At 45.5% G+C, this 16,553-nt stretch carries 16 protein-coding genes and 3 tRNA genes; 11 read left to right on the top strand and 8 right to left on the bottom strand.

What is annotated here, in order from left to right; genetic code table 11:
* Window positions 1–584: GGDEF domain-containing protein (locus NZ875_09495; protein MCS7175968.1), on the top strand; the 584-nt coding region annotated here is incomplete at its 5' end.
* A 417-nt stretch (window positions 585–1,001) separates the two neighbouring features.
* Here the strand turns inward: NZ875_09495 and NZ875_09490 are convergent.
* Both NZ875_09490 and NZ875_09485 read right to left on the bottom strand, forming a co-directional pair.
* Window positions 1,002–1,077, bottom strand: a tRNA-Glu gene (locus tag NZ875_09490).
* A 74-nt stretch (window positions 1,078–1,151) separates the two neighbouring features.
* Window positions 1,152–1,229 (bottom strand) — tRNA-Pro (locus NZ875_09485).
* A gap of 90 nt (window positions 1,230–1,319) precedes the next feature.
* On the opposite strand from NZ875_09485, the gene NZ875_09480 reads away from it, so the two are divergent.
* A tRNA-Pro gene (locus tag NZ875_09480) sits at window positions 1,320–1,396 on the top strand.
* On the opposite strand, the gene meaB is transcribed toward NZ875_09480, so the two are convergent.
* From meaB to NZ875_09460, 4 genes are read right to left on the bottom strand one after another with little or no spacing between them, the layout of a single operon-like run.
* The gene (gene meaB / locus NZ875_09475) at window positions 1,375–2,253 is read right to left on the bottom strand and encodes a methylmalonyl Co-A mutase-associated GTPase MeaB (protein ID MCS7175967.1); all 879 of its coding nucleotides are present in this window, start codon (window positions 2,251–2,253) and stop codon (window positions 1,375–1,377) included. The genes NZ875_09480 and meaB overlap by 22 nt on opposite strands.
* Entirely contained in the window at window positions 2,243–2,656 is a 414-nt protein-coding gene (locus NZ875_09470) for a cobalamin B12-binding domain-containing protein (protein ID MCS7175966.1), read from the bottom strand. The genes meaB and NZ875_09470 overlap by 11 nt, the downstream gene beginning before the upstream one ends.
* A gap of 14 nt (window positions 2,657–2,670) precedes the next feature.
* Window positions 2,671–4,350, bottom strand: a complete 1,680-nt coding sequence (locus NZ875_09465; GenBank protein ID MCS7175965.1) for a methylmalonyl-CoA mutase family protein — start codon at window positions 4,348–4,350, stop codon at window positions 2,671–2,673.
* Window positions 4,340–5,164 carry a radical SAM protein gene (locus tag NZ875_09460; protein ID MCS7175964.1) on the bottom strand — a complete coding sequence of 275 codons (825 nt, stop codon included), beginning with the start codon at window positions 5,162–5,164 and terminating at the stop codon, window positions 4,340–4,342. The genes NZ875_09465 and NZ875_09460 overlap by 11 nt, the downstream gene beginning before the upstream one ends.
* Window positions 5,165–5,223: 59 nt before the next feature.
* On the opposite strand from NZ875_09460, the gene NZ875_09455 reads away from it, so the two are divergent.
* The 4 genes from NZ875_09455 to NZ875_09440 all read left to right on the top strand — a co-directional run bounded on the left by NZ875_09455 (window position 5,224) and on the right by NZ875_09440 (window position 9,505).
* Entirely contained in the window at window positions 5,224–6,066 is an 843-nt protein-coding gene (locus NZ875_09455; protein ID MCS7175963.1) for a M55 family metallopeptidase, read from the top strand.
* Window positions 6,063–6,956, top strand: coding sequence for a bifunctional enoyl-CoA hydratase/phosphate acetyltransferase (locus NZ875_09450; GenBank protein MCS7175962.1), 894 nt, complete (start codon window positions 6,063–6,065; stop codon window positions 6,954–6,956). The genes NZ875_09455 and NZ875_09450 overlap by 4 nt, the downstream gene beginning before the upstream one ends.
* Window positions 6,953–7,882 carry a hypothetical protein gene (locus NZ875_09445; GenBank protein MCS7175961.1) on the top strand — a complete coding sequence of 310 codons (930 nt, stop codon included), beginning with the start codon at window positions 6,953–6,955 and terminating at the stop codon, window positions 7,880–7,882. Before NZ875_09450 ends, NZ875_09445 begins: the two co-directional genes overlap by 4 nt.
* 72 nt (window positions 7,883–7,954) lie before the next feature.
* Window positions 7,955–9,505: an alpha/beta hydrolase-fold protein gene (locus tag NZ875_09440; protein MCS7175960.1), complete on the top strand. Its 1,551-nt coding sequence runs from the start codon at window positions 7,955–7,957 to the stop codon at window positions 9,503–9,505.
* 26 nt (window positions 9,506–9,531) lie between these two features.
* On the opposite strand, the gene NZ875_09435 is transcribed toward NZ875_09440, so the two are convergent.
* Entirely contained in the window at window positions 9,532–10,281 is a 750-nt protein-coding gene (locus NZ875_09435) for an IclR family transcriptional regulator (protein MCS7175959.1), read from the bottom strand.
* 8 nt (window positions 10,282–10,289) lie between these two features.
* A complete protein-coding gene (locus NZ875_09430; protein ID MCS7175958.1) occupies window positions 10,290–11,312 on the bottom strand; it encodes a sugar kinase in 1,023 nt (340 codons plus the stop codon).
* Between the two features lie 141 nt (window positions 11,313–11,453).
* Between NZ875_09430 and mnmA the strand changes: the two genes are divergently transcribed.
* The 5 genes from mnmA to NZ875_09405 form a co-directional block, all read left to right on the top strand.
* Window positions 11,454–12,503 carry a tRNA 2-thiouridine(34) synthase MnmA gene (mnmA, locus tag NZ875_09425; protein ID MCS7175957.1) on the top strand — a complete coding sequence of 350 codons (1,050 nt, stop codon included), beginning with the start codon at window positions 11,454–11,456 and terminating at the stop codon, window positions 12,501–12,503.
* Between the two features lie 41 nt (window positions 12,504–12,544).
* The gene (locus NZ875_09420; GenBank protein ID MCS7175956.1) at window positions 12,545–13,243 is read left to right on the top strand and encodes a rhomboid family intramembrane serine protease; all 699 of its coding nucleotides are present in this window, start codon (window positions 12,545–12,547) and stop codon (window positions 13,241–13,243) included.
* A gap of 12 nt (window positions 13,244–13,255) precedes the next feature.
* Entirely contained in the window at window positions 13,256–14,668 is a 1,413-nt protein-coding gene (gatA, locus tag NZ875_09415) for an Asp-tRNA(Asn)/Glu-tRNA(Gln) amidotransferase subunit GatA (protein ID MCS7175955.1), read from the top strand.
* Complete coding sequence (gatB, locus tag NZ875_09410) at window positions 14,665–16,104, top strand: Asp-tRNA(Asn)/Glu-tRNA(Gln) amidotransferase subunit GatB (protein MCS7175954.1); 1,440 nt, start codon at window positions 14,665–14,667, stop codon at window positions 16,102–16,104. Before gatA ends, gatB begins: the two co-directional genes overlap by 4 nt.
* Window positions 16,101–16,553 (top strand): hypothetical protein (locus NZ875_09405; GenBank protein MCS7175953.1); only part of this gene is annotated, 453 nt, incomplete at its 3' end. The genes gatB and NZ875_09405, both read left to right, overlap by 4 nt.

Here is a 16,553-nt window from a genome sequence, read left to right as displayed (position 1 = left end):
ATCTTGGTATTTTGTTCACCAAAGCCAAACTTGAGGAGAAGATAGAAGAGCAACAGAGGATGATGGAGTATCTTTCCAGTCACGATCCGTTGACAGGTCTTGCGAACAGGAGGATGTTTGAGGAGTACGGGGAGAAGATTCTTTCATTAGCGAGGAGGCAGAACAAGAAGGTGGCGGTGATGTTTTTGGATCTTTCGAAGTTCAAGCGAGTGAACGACACGTTTGGTCACGATTTTGGGGATGAGGTATTGAGGGTGATAGGTGGCAGGTTGGAGAGGAACGTGAGGCAAGTTGATCTTTTGTCGAGGTTTGGAGGGGACGAATTTGTGCTGTTGGTGTACGACTGTGACGAAGAATGTGCGAAGAATCTTGCAGAGAGGCTGATAAGGCTGATAGAAGAGCCGATAGAGTTGAGTGGAGGAGAGCAGATCGAGATAAGTGGTAATGTTGGGATAGCTTTTTATCCGAAGGATGGGGAGGAACTGGATCAACTGATCAGGGCTGCGGACGTGGCCATGTATCACGCTAAGAGGAACGGTGCTCTTTTAGCCTTTTTCCAAGGGGAAACTTCGAATCCAAGCTGAGATGGGAATTTCCTTCAAGTTTTTGACTATCTTTCAACTTTTAGGGGGTATCTTGTACTTTTGTCTGTAATTCCCCGTAAGGGGAATTAAAGCTTTATTTATATATAATTCTTTCTTTTCTCTTTTGAAAAGATTGCAAAGGAAAACTTTTCTCTTTTCTTTCTTACCGATGGTTCGATTTTTGGACCACTATTAAAATGCTTGAATTGCCGTTCAGATGGCCTTTCAGCTCAATTTCAGCCCGTCCCTGGTTCGATCTTCGGTTCCATTCTCGGTTCTATTCTCGGTTCTATTTTTGAACCGAACAGTCATCTAAATTCTGATTCCAACTTTGGAGGGCTATAAAACTTTAGGAGAGTATCACAAAGGGGTCAGATATAATCGATATTCTGTGTACCGTACAGGTGGGATTTCATCTGGCGCCCCCAAGGGGATTCGAACCCCTGCTTCTGGCTTGAAAGGCCAGTGTCCTAGGCCGCTAGACGATGGGGGCGACCAAAGTTATCTTACAACAACTTCTCAGATAGGTCAAGTGCCTTTTTTACTAAAAAGGCGGCTTTCGCCGCCTGGTCGGGGCGACTGGACTTGAACCAGCGACCTCTTGCGCCCCATGCAAGCGCGCTAGCCAACCTGCGCCACGCCCCGCAACTTCCATTATACCACGGAGTGGAGCCTTTGCAAGCTTCTCATTGTAGTTGTCAGGATCACGCTCGTGTGGTATGATTTTTATTGGTTCAGGGGGTAGTTCAGTTGGCAAGAACGCCGGAATCGGGGTCCGGAGGTCGAGGGTTCAAGTCCCTCCCCCCTGACCAGTTCTTATTCTTTCGCACAGAATCTTCAGAATGCTTTCAACCTCTTCGTACGGGCTTTGTATTTCCAAAGTTGAAAAATGTTTTTGTACGATCCTTCTAGCTAGATTCTCTGCGTGATGTTTGATTCTCTGCTTTCTGATCTGCCGGAGTTTTTCCGTTTCTATAAGGTTTTTCCACGTCATTTCTATTTTATCCATCAACTCATCGACACCACTGCCATTCAAAGCGCTGGTTCTAACGATACACGAGGCGTCCTTACCCGTGAGAGCCAGAAAGTTCGACAGCTGTTCGCATAAAGAATCGGTCCCGATCAGATCGGATTTGTTCACAGCGTATATGTCCGCGATCTCCATGACACCAGCTTTCAGCAGCTGCATTTCATCCCCGTAACCGGGTGAAAGCACCAACACGACCACGTCTGAAACGTAACGAACTTCCACCTCAGCTTGCCCCACACCCACAGTTTCGATCAGCACGAAATCGAATCCGCTCGATTCCAGCAGTTCCACAACGTCATATATGCTCTCGTTCAGTCCGCCCAGGGCTCCTCGGGAGGCCATGCTCCTGATGAACACACCTTCATCGAGATAGTGTCTCTTCATCCTGACTCTGTCAGCCAGAAAGGCACCCTGTGTGAACGGGCTGGAGGGATCAACCGCGACGACGGCCACCGTTTTTCCCTTAGACCTGATCTTACCGATGATTTGATCGAGTAACGTGCTCTTACCAACACCTGGGCTGCCCGTGAATCCAATCACCGGTACAACACGCTTAGGTAAATTTTTCAAGATTTCCCTTGCTTTTTCTGGCTCGTTCTCTATGCGTGTTATCAACTTGGCTATGTGTTTATGATCCACTCGCGCTCGTCACTCCTTCCAGTACATTCCTCACTTCCTGAACGATCTTCGAGAGGGGTGTTCCAGGGCCAAAGACCCTAGTTACACCTATTTCGAGCAACCTTGGAACGTCGTCAGGTGGAATGATGCCTCCAACGAACACAGGTATATCACCTATTCCTTCTTTCTTCATGAGCTCAATGATTTTTTTTGAAAGTTGGAGATGCGCACCAGAAAGGATGGAGAGACCTATCAGATGAACATCTTCTTGAATAGCTGTTCTCACAATCTGTTCGGGCGTTTGCCTGAGGCCAGTGTATATCACCTCGAAACCTGCGTCCCGCAGGGCGTGTGCAACCACCTTTGCTCCGCGATCGTGTCCATCCAAGCCAGGTTTTGCGATCAATATTCTGTATTTTTTCATTTCATTCACCCCCATCAAATCAACGTACTTTCGGTGTATTCACCGTACACTTCTCTCAGCACGTCCGTTATCTCACCCAGAGTCGCATAGCATTTCACAGCTTCAAGCACATAGGGAACTATATTCTTACCTTCCTGAGCAGCCTTCTTCAGTTCACTCAGGGCGCCACGAACGGCGGTGTTGTCTCTTTGCTTTCGCAGCTGCCTGAGGGCTTCTTTCTGCTTCTCTTCAAGCTCAGGATCAACCTTCAAAATGTTCTCTACGGGTTTTTCTTCACTAGTTTGAAAAGCGTTCACACCGACTACGATTTGTTCACCTTTCTCCACAGCAAGTTGTTGCTCATAGGCACTTTTGTGTATTTCTTTCTGCACGTAACCGAGCTCTATCGCTCGGACCATGCCGCCCAGTGAATCGATCTTTTCAAGATACTCCCAAACTCGCTCTTCTATTTGGTTCGTCAGAGCTTCGATCGCGAAGGATCCAGCCAATGGATCGATCGTGTCTGCCACTCCCGACTCGTACGCGATAATTTGCTGGGTTCTGAGGGCTACCTGAACAGATTGTTCTGTCGGTAGACCAAGAGCTTCATCGTAAGAATTGGTATGCAGTGACTGAGTGCCACCCAGTACGGCGGCGAGCGCTTGTATCGCCACACGAACGATGTTGTTCAACGGCTGCTGCGCTGTGAGTGTGGAACCAGCTGTTTGGGTGTGGAATCTCAATCTCAATGCCTCTTGGTTGGTGACTTTGAACCGTTCTTTCATGATCTTCGCCCAGATTCTTCTGGCCGCTCTGAATTTGGCGATTTCTTCCAGAAAGTTGTTGTGAGCAGCGAAGAAGAAAGAGAGTTGTCTTCCAAACACGTTTGGATCTAGCCCAGACTTCATGGCTGCCTCGACGTAAGCGATCGCATCGGCGAAGGTAAAAGCAAGTTCTTGCACCGCGTTTGCACCGGCTTCTCTGATGTGATAACCACTGATGCTTATCGTGTTCCACTTCGGCATGTATTTCGAACAGAATTCGAATATATCAGTGACGATTTTCATCGAAGGTTCTGGAGGGAATATGTATGTACCTCTGGCGATGTATTCTTTCAGTATATCGTTCTGTATCGTGCCTCTCAGTTCATCCAGTTTTGCTCCCTGCTTTTGTGCCGCCACAGCGTACATGCTCAACAGGATTACCGCAGTGGAGTTTATGGTCATCGATGTGCTGACGTCTTTCAAAGGAATACCATCGAAAAGGATTTCTATATCTTTTAGAGAATCCACTGCAACTCCAACGCGCCCCACTTCACCTTCTGCGAGTGGATGGTCTGAATCATAACCGATTTGCGTTGGAAGATCGAACGCCACGGAGAGGCCTGTCTGGCCCTGTTGGAGTAGATATTTAAAACGCTTGTTGGTTTCTTCCGCTGTACCGAATCCGGCGTATTGCCTCATGGTCCAAAATCTACCTCTGTACATCGTTCTCTGAACACCGCGGGTGTATGGATATTCACCAGGTAGTCCCAGATCATTCAAATAATCCAAATCTGATACGTCGAGGGGTGTGTAACACCTTTTAAGTTCATAACCCGAGCTTGACAAGAACTTTTCTTTCCTTTCGGGTAACTTTTTCAAATCGTTTTCCACTTGGTTTTGCCACAATTCAAAGGCTTCGTTGATACGTTTGAGCTGATCTTTATCGTACATTCGTCACCACCTCCGATTTTGAAATTTTCGAAAGTAGAAACGCACAGCAGCCTTTGAAGTTCACTTCAACCTTGCTCAGGGGTTTCACAATGACATCTACAAAAGGTTTCACGACTTGTTGAAGTAGTCGTCTGTATTGACCTTTGGGTTGCATGCAACCTAAGGCGATGAATTTGAATTTCTCACGTGCGTGTTCGAATATCTCCCTCACTTCGGCGAGGTTCGGTGGGGGAAATCCAGCGAATTTCGTAGCTGGGGTAGGGACGAACACGTTCAAAACGATGCTGTTGAATCGTTGTGAGAGTAACTCCAAAGCTTGATGTTCTTGAGAGATGCGTCCTTTGAATATTCCAATCGTGATATGTGGAATGGCCGGAACTTTGGTTGTTTCGATAGCTTTAAGCAAGTGAAAAGGATCGATGGAAAATCCGTATACAGCTTCCATGACGGAAGGATCGGTAAAAAAATCGAAGCTCACGATGTCCGCGAGATCTTCTATCTCCTCCAAGCGTTTTTGTGGGAAACCAACGTGGAAATTGTAGACGAGTTTGTACCGCCCTTTCAAATCCCTCAACAAACTCAAATAGTTCATAAAAGGAACTAGCAGGTCCTTTTCCAAACCACCACTTATAAGAAAACTTTTGTATCCTTTAGCTGCGAATCGGTCCAAGTCTTGCAGCGTTTTCATGTGTGCTAGATAATGTCCTCCACAGTGACTACAGTTTACAAAGCAAGCATTTCCAGTGAGTGATATTGGAATCGTCCAATTTGGATCAACGAAGATCAACTCGATCACCAATACAAATGATACCATCTTGAATCGTTGTTCGTGGTATGATTCGAGAAGGTAGAGAGTAAGGGGGAGGGAAACGAATGAAAGTTTACATCTCTGTTGATATGGAAGGCTTGGCAGGAATTGCCACGTGGAGTGAAGTTGACACTGGTAAGAAAGAATCCTCTGAGGTTTTGTACGAGCATTTGAAACCACTGCTTGAAGGCCTGTTCTCATCTGGAGTGAAAATCGAACACGTGTTGATCTCGGATTCTCATGGGGATGGTACAGCTATTCCCTATAAAATATGTGAAGAATTCGACAGGGTCAGTCTCGTGCATGGTCCTATCAGAAAAAACTACATGATGAGCGGATTGGATGGAAGTTTCGATAGAGTCATCTTTCTTGGTTATCACGCTGGGATTGGTACAAAGAATGGTATCATGGATCACACCTACTCAAGTTCGCTGATACACAACATCTGGATCAATAAAAAAAGGATGAACGAAGCTTTGATAAACGCAGCTTTCGCTGCTCACCATGGAGTGCCCGTTTGTATGATCGTTGGCGATGAGGCACTTGAAAAAGAATTGAAAGGAGAGTTGGTTGGAAAATACCTTTTCGTTGGCACGAAGACAGGTCTTGGTAGATACGCTGCTGTCATGAAACCAAAGAAGCAACTGTTTGAGAGTATAAGGAACACCGCGAGTCAGGCAGCAGGGATTCCAAGAGATGAGCTTCCACTCTATAAGTTCGACAGTCCAGTTGAGCTGATGATTGAAATGAAGGACACAGTCTATGCAGATTTAGCTGAGTTGATACCGGGAATAGAACGTTTGGATGGTCGAACGATCAGATTCGTTCACAATGAATATCCTGTCGTCTTCAACACAATCATGGCGATCGTCTACGTTGCAATGGCAGGGAAGGATTGGAGACCATGAGGTATCTGAGTGAATTGATTGAAAAAGCGAAAGAGAAAGGTAAAAAGAATCTAGTCGTTGTGGGTGCAGAGGACGAAGAAGCAGTTGAAGCAGCTTCTATGGCGAAAAAAGAAGGGTTGATAGATCGAACTTTTCTTGTAGGAAATCTTGAGAAGATTAAAAAACTAGATTCTTTGGGAGACTTTGAACTCGTTGACAGTAGAGACGAAGCAGAGTCTTGTGAAAAAGGTGTCAAGCTTGTTTCCTCGAAGAAGGCAGGGATTTTGCTCAAAGGTTTGGTGAAAACATCCACTCTCTTGAAAGCTGTATTGAACAAAGATTGGGGACTCAGAGGAAGCGGTCTTTTAACACATCTTGCGGCAGTTGAAGTCCCAGCACTGGATAAAGTAGTGTTCATAACGGATGGTGGGATAGTCATAAGACCGTCTCTCGAGGAAAAAGTGAAAGTGATCAACAACGCTGTTGACGTTTTGATTAAACTAGGTTATAAAACACCGAAAGTTGCTCTGATATGTGCTGTTGAGACGGTTACACCATCGATGCCGGAAACTATGGAAGCTGCAATCATTGCGAAGATGAACCAGCGCGGAGAGATAAAGGGTTGCGTGATCGATGGGCCTTTGGGTTTGGACAACGCTTTGAATCTGAGGGCTGCTGAAGTTAAGGGTATCAAGAGCCCAGTCGCAGGTTGTGCCGATCTCTTAGTGGTACCAGACATTCATTCTGGAAATTTCCTCGGCAAGTCTGCGATCTACTTCGCATCGGGAAGGATAGCCGGTATTGTGGTCGGTGCCAAGGTTCCCGTAGTGCTCGTTTCGAGGGCTGACACTGCGGAGAGCAAATTGCTCTCGATAGCAATGGCGTGTGCTGTGAGTGAGGGTGAATCATGATAAAAGTTCTTCTACCTTCACATGTTTTGAGTAACATTGAACTTTCGTCGAGCAGAGAAAAACTTCTCATCGACGTTTATGACGAAAAAAGTTACGAGAAAAAGTTATTAGAGGAATTCTGGGATGTCGTTATGGGACCGAAAAAATTCGACAGTCCCATGACTATCTTTGTGAATTCAGTGGATGGCTTACTGATGGCCATCAAATATCTTGAAACCAAGGATGAACTTGAAGAATTGAAGAAGAAGCATGAAGTATTGTACAGTTTTGCCGAGCTTCAAGGCGTTGTTGCTCACGAAGTTCTGAGGAGACTTCAGAAATTGCGTGACAACGATTTTCAAGCGATCGCACTGGTTGCAGAAAGAGGTGTACAGTTGCTCGCCTATCTCGAATATTTTTCTGCTGGCAAGTATGTGCAACTCGAGGAAGGCATGTACGAGGTGAACCTGAACGGTAGAAGAAAAACGGTTGTGTTGAGTGAATGTCCCGTCGAGGGTTTTCACAATGTTCACATACCTCCTTTGAGGGAGAGGAAGAACGATATTCCGTACATGGTTGATTGGATTCTCTCTTCCATACATCAAAAGCACAGATACATACCCATCAAATTTCCCAATGAAGAGATCATGAACCTCTTCTTGAAATACGACTGGCCAGGTAACACCGAGGAACTCGTCAAGGTCGTTCACATGTACGCTGCAGACCTCGACGTGATAAGTTACTTTGCGAACTATGTTTCAACCAGAGTCAGCGAAGAAACGAAATTACCAGAATACGTGAAAAGGATCGTCGAAAGCATAGAGAAGCGAACGATAAAGAACGCCCTTGAAAAGTGTAACTGGAATCGAAAGAAGACTGCTTTCATCTTAGGTTTGAATTACAAAACGCTTTGCTACAAGATCAAGAAGTACGGTATCACAAAGTGAAGTTCGACAAGAAGGCTTGACAAATTCCTCCCTCTGGTGTATATTGGTTGAAAACCAAAGGGAGGGATGACGATGAGAAAAGCACTTGCTCTCTTTCTAGCGATTCTCTGCTCTCTCGCCGTTTTGGGTAATGTTTTCACCGTGAAGTTTCCAGATTCTGTTCCGCTCGATACCGTTGGCAGATTGTTCGTGATCCTCACTAAGGATGGTACGGAAGAACCGAGGTTTCAGTTTGGATGGGGTGATGCTCCGTCCATTTTCTTCGCCACGAGTGTCGAAGGTCTCAATAGTGATAGAACAGTCTCACTCGATGCTGACACTCTAGGTTATCCTGTGGAAAAACTTTCCGACTTGGCTCCAGGATTTTACTATGTGCAAGCACTCTTTGATTTCTACAAGACTTTTCACAGATCCGATGGTTCCGTGGTGACAATTCACAAGTATTTTCAGTTCTGGGAAGCCCCTGGAAACCTTTACAGCAACGTTGTTTACAGTTACGTCGATCCCAAAAAAGCGAGTGTGAAACTCTCGTTGAGCAACCAAATCCCTGAGGAAGAATTGCCTGCCGATACAGATTTAGTGAAATTCGTAAAGATAAAAAGTGAGATTCTGAGTGAATTTTGGGGCGATGACATCTACTTGAGGGCGGGAATCATCCTACCGCGAGATTACCACAAAACGAGCGATTTCTATCCCGTGAGGTACAACATAGGTGGTTTTGGAACAAGGTACACTCGCGTTCTCAATCTCATGAAAGAAGGCTCGAGTTTCTACAAGATGTGGTTCGAGGAGGACACACCGAAGTTCATCTATGTTCAACTGGACAGTGAGGCTCCATTCGGAGATTGTTACTGGATGAATTCGGAGAACAATGGACCTTATGCGGACGCACTGATGAAAGAGCTGATACCCTACATAGAACAGCACTTCAGAGCCATACCACAGCCGTGGGCGAGGTTACTGGACGGAGGTTCCACTGGTGGATGGGTGTCATTGGCTTTGCAGGTGTTCTATCCGGACTTCTTCGGAGGGTGCTGGTCGCAGATACCAGATCCTGTAGACTTCAGATCATTCCAAGTGGTCAATATCTATGAGGACAAAAACGCTTACTTCAAAGACTACGGTTTCTACCGTGTAGAAAGACCGAGCAAGAGGGATGCGAAAGGCGATACGGTGTTCACAATAAGACAGGAAAATTGGATGGAGTACGTGATGGGACCACATGGAACTTCCGGTGGACAGTGGGATAGTTGGCAAGCTGTGTTCAGTCCTAAGGGTGTTGATGGCTTACCGCTGAAGATCTGGGACAAAGTGACTGGAGAAATAGACCATAAGGTCGCCGAAAAGTGGAAAAGGTTCGATATCTATCTGTATCTGAAAGAAAATTGGTCCAAACTTGCTGGCAAACTCAAAGGCAAGATCCACATCCTTGCAGGTGGAAGGGATAGTTATTTCTTGGAAAACGCTGTCTATTCGTTGAAAGAATTTCTCGACAAGACCGAACCTCATTACGGTGGATACGTAAAGATAGTTCCAGAAGTGGGTCACAGAAGGATATTGACGGACAAGCAGGTCATGCTGGAGATGTACCAAGCGATAGAAGAAAAATTGAAATCTAAATAAGAAGCAGCCCCCTTGGGGCTGCTCTTTTAAGCACCAAGCTTTTTTGAAATTTCTTTTGCTGTATACACAACTTCTTGGGCTATCTTCGGTATGGTTTCTTCGTTGAGCAATCCTGCTGCGGCAGTGACACTTATGGCACCAACGACCTTTCCAGTATAATCAAAAACCGGGGCTCCAACGCACTTCACACCGTATTCGTTTTCTTCGTTGTCGACGGCATAACCTTTTTCTCTCACCAGAGCAAGTTCTCGTTTGAGTCTCTCGGTGTCCGTGATCGTGTTGGGTGTGCACTTGTTGAGCTGAACATTCTTTAAGAACTCTTCCAATTCTTCTTCGCTGAGGAACGCCAAAATGGCCTTTCCAAAGCCGGTCGAATAGAGCCTCATCCTCATACCTATTCTAGACACGGTAGGGATGGTCTTGGCGCTCTCCACTTTGTCCACATAAACTCCTTCGTAACCATCTTTGAGCGCGAAATGAACTGTCATACCTGTCCTTTCCATTAAATCGACGAGCAGAGGATGGGCAATCTCACGAACCTCCATGTTTCTGAGTACTATACTTCCCAGCTCGACCACTTTGTAGGACGCGAAGTATCTGTGTGTGTAGGGGTCTTTGAATATGTAACCACATTTCACCAAAGTTTCCAGATGCTTGAATGCAGCAGGAGCTGTGAGGTTCAAAAATTGTGCGATATCGCGTACCCTCACCCCGCTCTTTTTGGAAACAACATACTCTAGGACTTTCAGTGCTCTCTCCACTGAATAGATAGCCATTCAAAATGTCACCTCACAACTCTACCGCTTCCTTCACCCTTCATGAGCTTTTTCACCTCATCTAAGGTGACTTCGTTGAAGTCACCGACGATCGTATGTTTGAGACAAGAAGCGGCAACAGCGAATTCCAGAGCCTCTTGCGGTTTCATACCTGTGAGAAAGCCGTAAATGATCCCAGCTGAGAAAGAATCCCCTGCACCGACTCTATCGACGATGTGTACCGTGTACTGTCTTGCTGAGTAAAAATTGTCTCCATCGAGTAGCACGCCTGACCAACCGTTCAAGTTCGCAACGATACTCTCTCTCAGACTGATGGCAACCTTTTTGAAGCCAAACTGTTCCTTGAGTTTGCGACACACCTGTTCGTATCCTTTCAAGCTCAATTTTCCTTCCACCACGTTGCTTTCGTCTGCTTTTATACCGAAGACTTTTTCTGCGTCCTCTTCGTTCGCAAACAGTACATCGACGTATTTCATCAGTTCCGACATGACTTGTCTGGCTTTCTGCTCGCTCCACAGTTTTGCTCTGTAGTTCAGATCACAAGAAACTGTGATACCTTTTTCTTTGGCTTTCTTCAGAGCATCAGAGCAAGCTTGTACGAGATTGTCCCCAAGCGCTGGTGTTATTCCTGTGAAATGAAACCAGACAGCGTCTCTCAGAATCTCATCCCAATTGTATTCCTCTGGCTTAGACAGTGCGAACGCTGAGTTGGCTCTATCGTAGATGACCTTGGAAGGTCTTTGGGAATAACCTGTTTCAAGAAAATACACTCCGAGCCTGCCTTCACCGAACAAAATGTGTGAAGTGTCGACACCGTACTGCCTGAGATGCCTCAAAACGGCGATCCCAAAATCGTTGTTGGGAAGCTTGGTGACGAAAGAAGATTTCAAACCGAAATTGGCGATCGATACAGCAACATTTGCTTCTGCACCCGCGTACGTAACATCGAAACTCTTTGCTTGAACGAACCTCAGGAGATTCGGTGTGGCAAGTCTCATCATGATTTCGCCGAACGTGACCACCTTGGACATGCTCGCACCTCCATAACCATAAGTTAATAATAAAAATTTACAGGCAACATTCAGATTTATTGTATCACAACAAGGAAAAGAGAGGTCAAAGATGTAGATCATTCTTTGATATAGAATCAAGAAAGGAGGAGGAATGGAAGAATGAAGGTGGGAGTCCTTCTCAGTGGAGGTGTAGACAGTGCGGTTGCCCTCTACAGTCTCCTTGAATCTGGTCACGACGTGGTTGCTTACCACATGAAAACGATGCCAGACGAATTCTATATCGCCAGAGAAATAAAACATAAAGTATGCTGTTCACCGTTGGACAGCTTCGACGCTCAATTGATAGCTCAACAGCTAGGAGTCCCCTTCAAGATACTGCACGTGGAGGAATTTTTCCGTGCAAACATCATAGAGTACTACATCAATGAATACAAAAATGGAAGAACTCCGAATCCATGTTATCTGTGCAACAAGCTTGTGAAGTTCGGTTTTGTCATGGATCAAATACTGAAAGATGGTATGGACATGGTGGCGAGTGGCCATTATGCAAGGATCATCGATGGAAAATTGTACAGAGCTTTGTACTCAGAAAAAGATCAGTCTTACTTTCTCGCTTCGATCGAGAAGCAGAGGCTTTCGAAAATAATCTTTCCGAATGGAGATAAAACGAAGCCGCAGGTGAGAGAAATCGCAGCCAAGGCACAAATCCACGTTCATTCTAAACAAGAATCGCAGGACTTGTGTTTCATCCCGGATGAAGATCAAGAAAGATTCTTTCTCGATCACGGCTTGACCTTTGAGCCTGGTCCAATATACGACGTTCAAGGTAAAGAAATTGGTCGGCACAAGGGCCTCATAAATTACACGATTGGTCAACGCAAAATGGGTCTTTCTCTCGGTAAAAAGATGTATGTTGTACGGCTAGATGCGCAGAGAAATGCTGTAATCGTGGGCGAAGAGAAGGATGTCTATCGCGATAGATTCAGCGTGAAAAATCTCAATCTTCTGATAGATCTGCCAGAAGAGTTCGAAGCCAAAGTGAAGGTCAGGAAAAACAGTCCTGAGATCTTCTGTCGTGTATGGCACGATGGTTTTCGAGCCGAGGTGAAAACTAACGATCCAATTTTTGCCGTCACACCTGGGCAAATAGCCGTCTTTTATGATGGGGATCTTGTGCTCGGCGGTGGAATTATTGAAGATGATTTGTGATACAATCTTGAATTAAGAAAACACAAGAAGGAAGTGGTGATTTGATTCCTCTGTATGATACGATACCCAGCCGGAGGAAACCTTATGTTGTCTACACATTGATTGGCCTCAATGTTTCAGTGTTCATCTATCAATTGTTCTTATCTAGGATAGAATTGATAGAGTTTTTGTACAATTTTGGACTAGTACCGGCGCGATTCACTTCCAACAGATGGTCCGTGATATGGCAGGTTCGTACAGGTCTGAACCTTTATTCGAACAAATGGTCGACGCTTTTGACACACATGTTCATCCATGGTGGTTGGTCTCACCTGATTGGAAACATGTGGTTCCTGGGGTTGTTTGGAGACAACATTGAAGATGAGCTCGGACACATGAGGTTTTTGATTTTCTATCTCTCGTCTGGAGTAATTGCAAGTCTAACACATTTTTCTTTGAATCTGAGCTCGCAAGTTCCAATGGTCGGTGCTTCCGGCGCGATATCTGCGGTAATGGGAGCTTATTTCGTGCTGTTTCCATATTCACGCATTGTGTCGCTCGTACCTTTCTACTTCTTCATGCCGTTCCTCGTGGCCATACCAGCATTCACATACTTGTTTTTTTGGTTTCTCTTTCAAGTGTTGAGTGGCTTGTTCGACAGCCCAACAGGCTCAGGGGTAGCTTATTGGGCGCACATAGGCGGTTTCGTAGTGGGGATGATCTACGGCTATATCAGGCGCAAAAGAAGATATTACTGGTGAAGGAGGTTCATCATGTTCAGAGAACTGACGATAGAAGACTGTCTCAAGCATAAAAGCGAAGATTTATTGGACGCATCTCTGGCTGAAACAAAAAGATTAGAGCCTATGTTGAGGAGTTTCATAACTGTGCTGGAAAAAGAGCAAGTGCAGGTGAATGAAGGACCATTCAAATGGATTCCTATAGCGGTGAAAGACAACATCACCACCAAGAACATCAGAACCACTTGTGCTTCCAAGATCCTCGAAAATTACGTGCCACCGTACGATGCGACGGCCGTCAGAAAGCTCAAAGATGCCGGTTTTGCGATAGTTGGAAAGACCAACCTCGATGAGTTTGCTATGGGTTCAAGTACCGAACGTTCAGCTTTTTTTGTGACTCGAAACCCTTGGGACACCTCGTGCGTACCCGGTGGAAGTAGCGGTGGATCGGCAGCTGCCGTTGCGAGCGGAGAAGTTGTGGCGGCTTTGGGTAGTGATACAGGAGGTTCGGTGAGGCAACCTGCAGCTTTCTGTGGCATCGTGGGGTTCAAACCTACGTACGGCCTTGTTTCACGTTACGGGTTGGTGGCCTTCGCTTCTTCACTCGATCAGATCGGTCCAATGACCAAGAGTGTGAGAGACGCCGCAATACTGATGCAAATCATCTACGGAAGAGATCCGATGGATTCAACCACCGTCGATGCGAAGATGGATTTTTTGTCGGGGATAGAAGAGGGAATAAGAGGCTTTCATCTCGCTGTTCCTGTTGAAGTCTATGAATATGAAGGCCTCGACGAAGAAGTAGCTCAAAAGTTTGAAGAGGTGCTCAAACTCGCAGAAAACCTTGGAGCGAAAGTTGAGAAAGTCAAGATACCCACGCTCAAATATGCTGTGGCAACTTACTACGTGATAGCACCAGCCGAAGCCAGTTCCAATCTGGCGCGCTACGACGGTGTCAAGTACGGCTTACGTGTTGAAAAAAGTGGGTTGAAGGAAACTTACTCTGTGACTAGAACGGTCGGTTTTGGGGAAGAAGTTAGAAGGAGAATCTTTCTGGGAACTTTCACGTTGAGCGCTACGTACTACGAAGCTTATTTCAACAAAGCTCAGAAAGTGAGAAGGTTGCTTGCGAATGATTTAAACAAAGTGTTCAATGAGTTCGACGCCATTGTGACACCAACATCACCGATACCTGCGTTCAAGATAGGTTCTGTCACAGACCCTCTAGCTTACTATCTCATGGACATCTTCACAACGTTTGCCAACCTAGCTGGTATACCTTCTTTGAGCATTCCCTTCGGCTTTGCGAGAGGCTTACCGGTAGGCATTCAGATTTCAGGAAAAAGGTTCGATGATCCAAAGGTTTTGAGGATCGGTAGGGCCATCGAGAAATTCTCACCTTACAACGAAAATGGTCGGATACCTCTTCCGGTGGTGAGAACATGAGATTCAAAACTGTGATAGGTTTAGAGATACACGTTCAATTGTCGACAAAAACGAAAGCTTTTTGTAGTTGTAGTGCAGATGTGTTTGAACTTCCGCCTAACACGGCAGTGTGCCCAGTTTGTACAGGTCAGCCTGGAGCTTTGCCAATCGTGAACCAAACTATGATCGATTACGCTATAAAACTCGCTTTGGCCCTCAATTGCAAAGTGAACGAGTATTCGAGGTTCGATAGGAAGAATTACTTTTATCCCGATTTGCCGAAAGGCTATCAGATAAGCCAGTATTTCTATCCACTTGCGATCGGTGGTCATCTAGATATAGACGTTGATGGAACGACGAAGCGTGTGAGGATAAGGAGATTGCACTTGGAAGAAGATGCTGGCAAACTCTTACACGAGGGAGATTCGATAACACAAGCTAGATTTTCTCTGGTCGATATGAACAGGTGTGGCATACCACTGGTAGAAATAGTGACTGAACCAGATTTGTCTTCACCGAAGGAAGCTCGTATCTTCACAGAAAAATTACACTCAATACTGAAATATTTGAAGATCAGCACTGGTGATATGGAAAAAGGTGCCTTGAGGTGCGATGCAAACATTTCCGTGTTGGATTTGGAAAAAGGCGTTTCAAGCAACAGGGTTGAGGTCAAAAACATGAATTCTTTTAGATTCATAGAAAAAGCCCTAGAGTACGAGGAACAGAGAATAATAAATACTCTCTTGAAAGGTGAGAACGTGGAGAAAGAAACACGCGGTTGGGATCTGTCGACAAAGACAACTGTGTCGATGAGAGGAAAGGAAGAGGAGAGCGACTATCGCTATTTTCCCGAACCAGATATACCTCCGATCCTTGTCAATCGGGAGAGAATTGAAATGCTCAGAGCCAGTTTGCCAGAATTGCCGGATCAAAAAAAGCAGAGGTTCGTGCAGATGTATGGACTTCCCGATTATGACGCAGTGGTACTCACGGCAGACGAAACGGTCGCTGATTTCTTCGAATCGTGTGTGCGCTTGACAGGTAAATCCAAAGAGGTGAGCAACTGGATTATGACAGAGATGCTCAGGGAAATGAAGGAATTCACCGATGAACAATTGAGAATCAAACCAGAGCATATAGCCGAGTTGATAAAACTTGTCGATGTGGGAGAAATATCGATAAAAACAGCTAAGGAAATCTTCCCGGAAATGTTCAAGACTGGTAAGATGCCGAGTCAAATCGTTCAAGAAAGGGGTTTGAAACAGTTGAGTGACGAACGGGCCATAATGGAGATCGCGAAGAAGATCATCGAGGAGAATCCAAGCGTTGTGAACCAATATAAAACAGGAAAGACGAACGTTCTATCTTTCTTCGTGGGGCAAGTCATGAAGCAAACGCGCGGTACCGCGAATCCAAAGCTTGTGAATGAAGTGCTGAGGAGGTTGCTCGAAGAGTGAGGTTGAAACAGCTGACTTTCTTTTTGATTTTGGTCAATGCGATCATTTTGGGTGTAGAGATGATCTATGTTGATGGTATGGAGCACTTCATCAACGTGGGCAATCTGCTCATCAAAGTTGCAGAGAACGATCTTCAATTTGGGGCAATGTATTCGCACGAAAGAACGAAGGTCAGAAAGATTGGATTTCTCAGGATCAAGGAGGCTCAAACCAGTTTGGATGTCGGTTTCACGCTCGGAAAAGGTTGGTCTGCGATCGTTGCACTCGATATAGAAACTTATGGTTTGATGCCATCCAATTACGACATGCTTTTCTGCGTGAGTCAGGACGAAGCATACGCACTCTTCGATGTGGAACAGAAATTCTTCTTGGGGAACTACACGGTGAACTTTTCATCTTTCGACAGTATAGGACCTATGACGCTTGGCATGAGTAGGTTGTATCTGAGA

This window comes from Pseudothermotoga sp. (assembly GCA_025060105.1).
Lineage (GTDB): Bacteria > Thermotogota > Thermotogae > Thermotogales > DSM-5069 > Pseudothermotoga_A.
The sequence above is the reverse complement of the archived record's forward strand: the minus strand, read 5'-3'. Positions and strand labels throughout refer to the sequence as shown.

What these genes read in the sequence shown, in the direction of transcription:
- NZ875_09440 (MCS7175960.1), top strand. Translation starts at nt 7,955, where the DNA reads ATGAGAAAAGCACTTGCTCTCTTTCTAGCGATTCTCTGCTCTCTCGCC.
- NZ875_09470 (MCS7175966.1), bottom strand. Translation starts at nt 2,656, where the DNA reads ATGAAAAAATACAGAATATTGATCGCAAAACCTGGCTTGGATGGACAC.
- NZ875_09435 (MCS7175959.1), bottom strand. Translation starts at nt 10,281, where the DNA reads ATGGCTATCTATTCAGTGGAGAGAGCACTGAAAGTCCTAGAGTATGTT.
- NZ875_09445 (MCS7175961.1), top strand. Translation starts at nt 6,953, where the DNA reads ATGATAAAAGTTCTTCTACCTTCACATGTTTTGAGTAACATTGAACTT.
- mnmA (MCS7175957.1), top strand. Translation starts at nt 11,454, where the DNA reads ATGAAGGTGGGAGTCCTTCTCAGTGGAGGTGTAGACAGTGCGGTTGCC.
- NZ875_09465 (MCS7175965.1), bottom strand. Translation starts at nt 4,350, where the DNA reads ATGTACGATAAAGATCAGCTCAAACGTATCAACGAAGCCTTTGAATTG.
- NZ875_09455 (MCS7175963.1), top strand. Translation starts at nt 5,224, where the DNA reads ATGAAAGTTTACATCTCTGTTGATATGGAAGGCTTGGCAGGAATTGCC.
- gatB (MCS7175954.1), top strand. Translation starts at nt 14,665, where the DNA reads ATGAGATTCAAAACTGTGATAGGTTTAGAGATACACGTTCAATTGTCG.
- gatA (MCS7175955.1), top strand. Translation starts at nt 13,256, where the DNA reads ATGTTCAGAGAACTGACGATAGAAGACTGTCTCAAGCATAAAAGCGAA.
- NZ875_09430 (MCS7175958.1), bottom strand. Translation starts at nt 11,312, where the DNA reads ATGTCCAAGGTGGTCACGTTCGGCGAAATCATGATGAGACTTGCCACA.
- NZ875_09460 (MCS7175964.1), bottom strand. Translation starts at nt 5,164, where the DNA reads ATGGTATCATTTGTATTGGTGATCGAGTTGATCTTCGTTGATCCAAAT.
- NZ875_09450 (MCS7175962.1), top strand. Translation starts at nt 6,063, where the DNA reads ATGAGGTATCTGAGTGAATTGATTGAAAAAGCGAAAGAGAAAGGTAAA.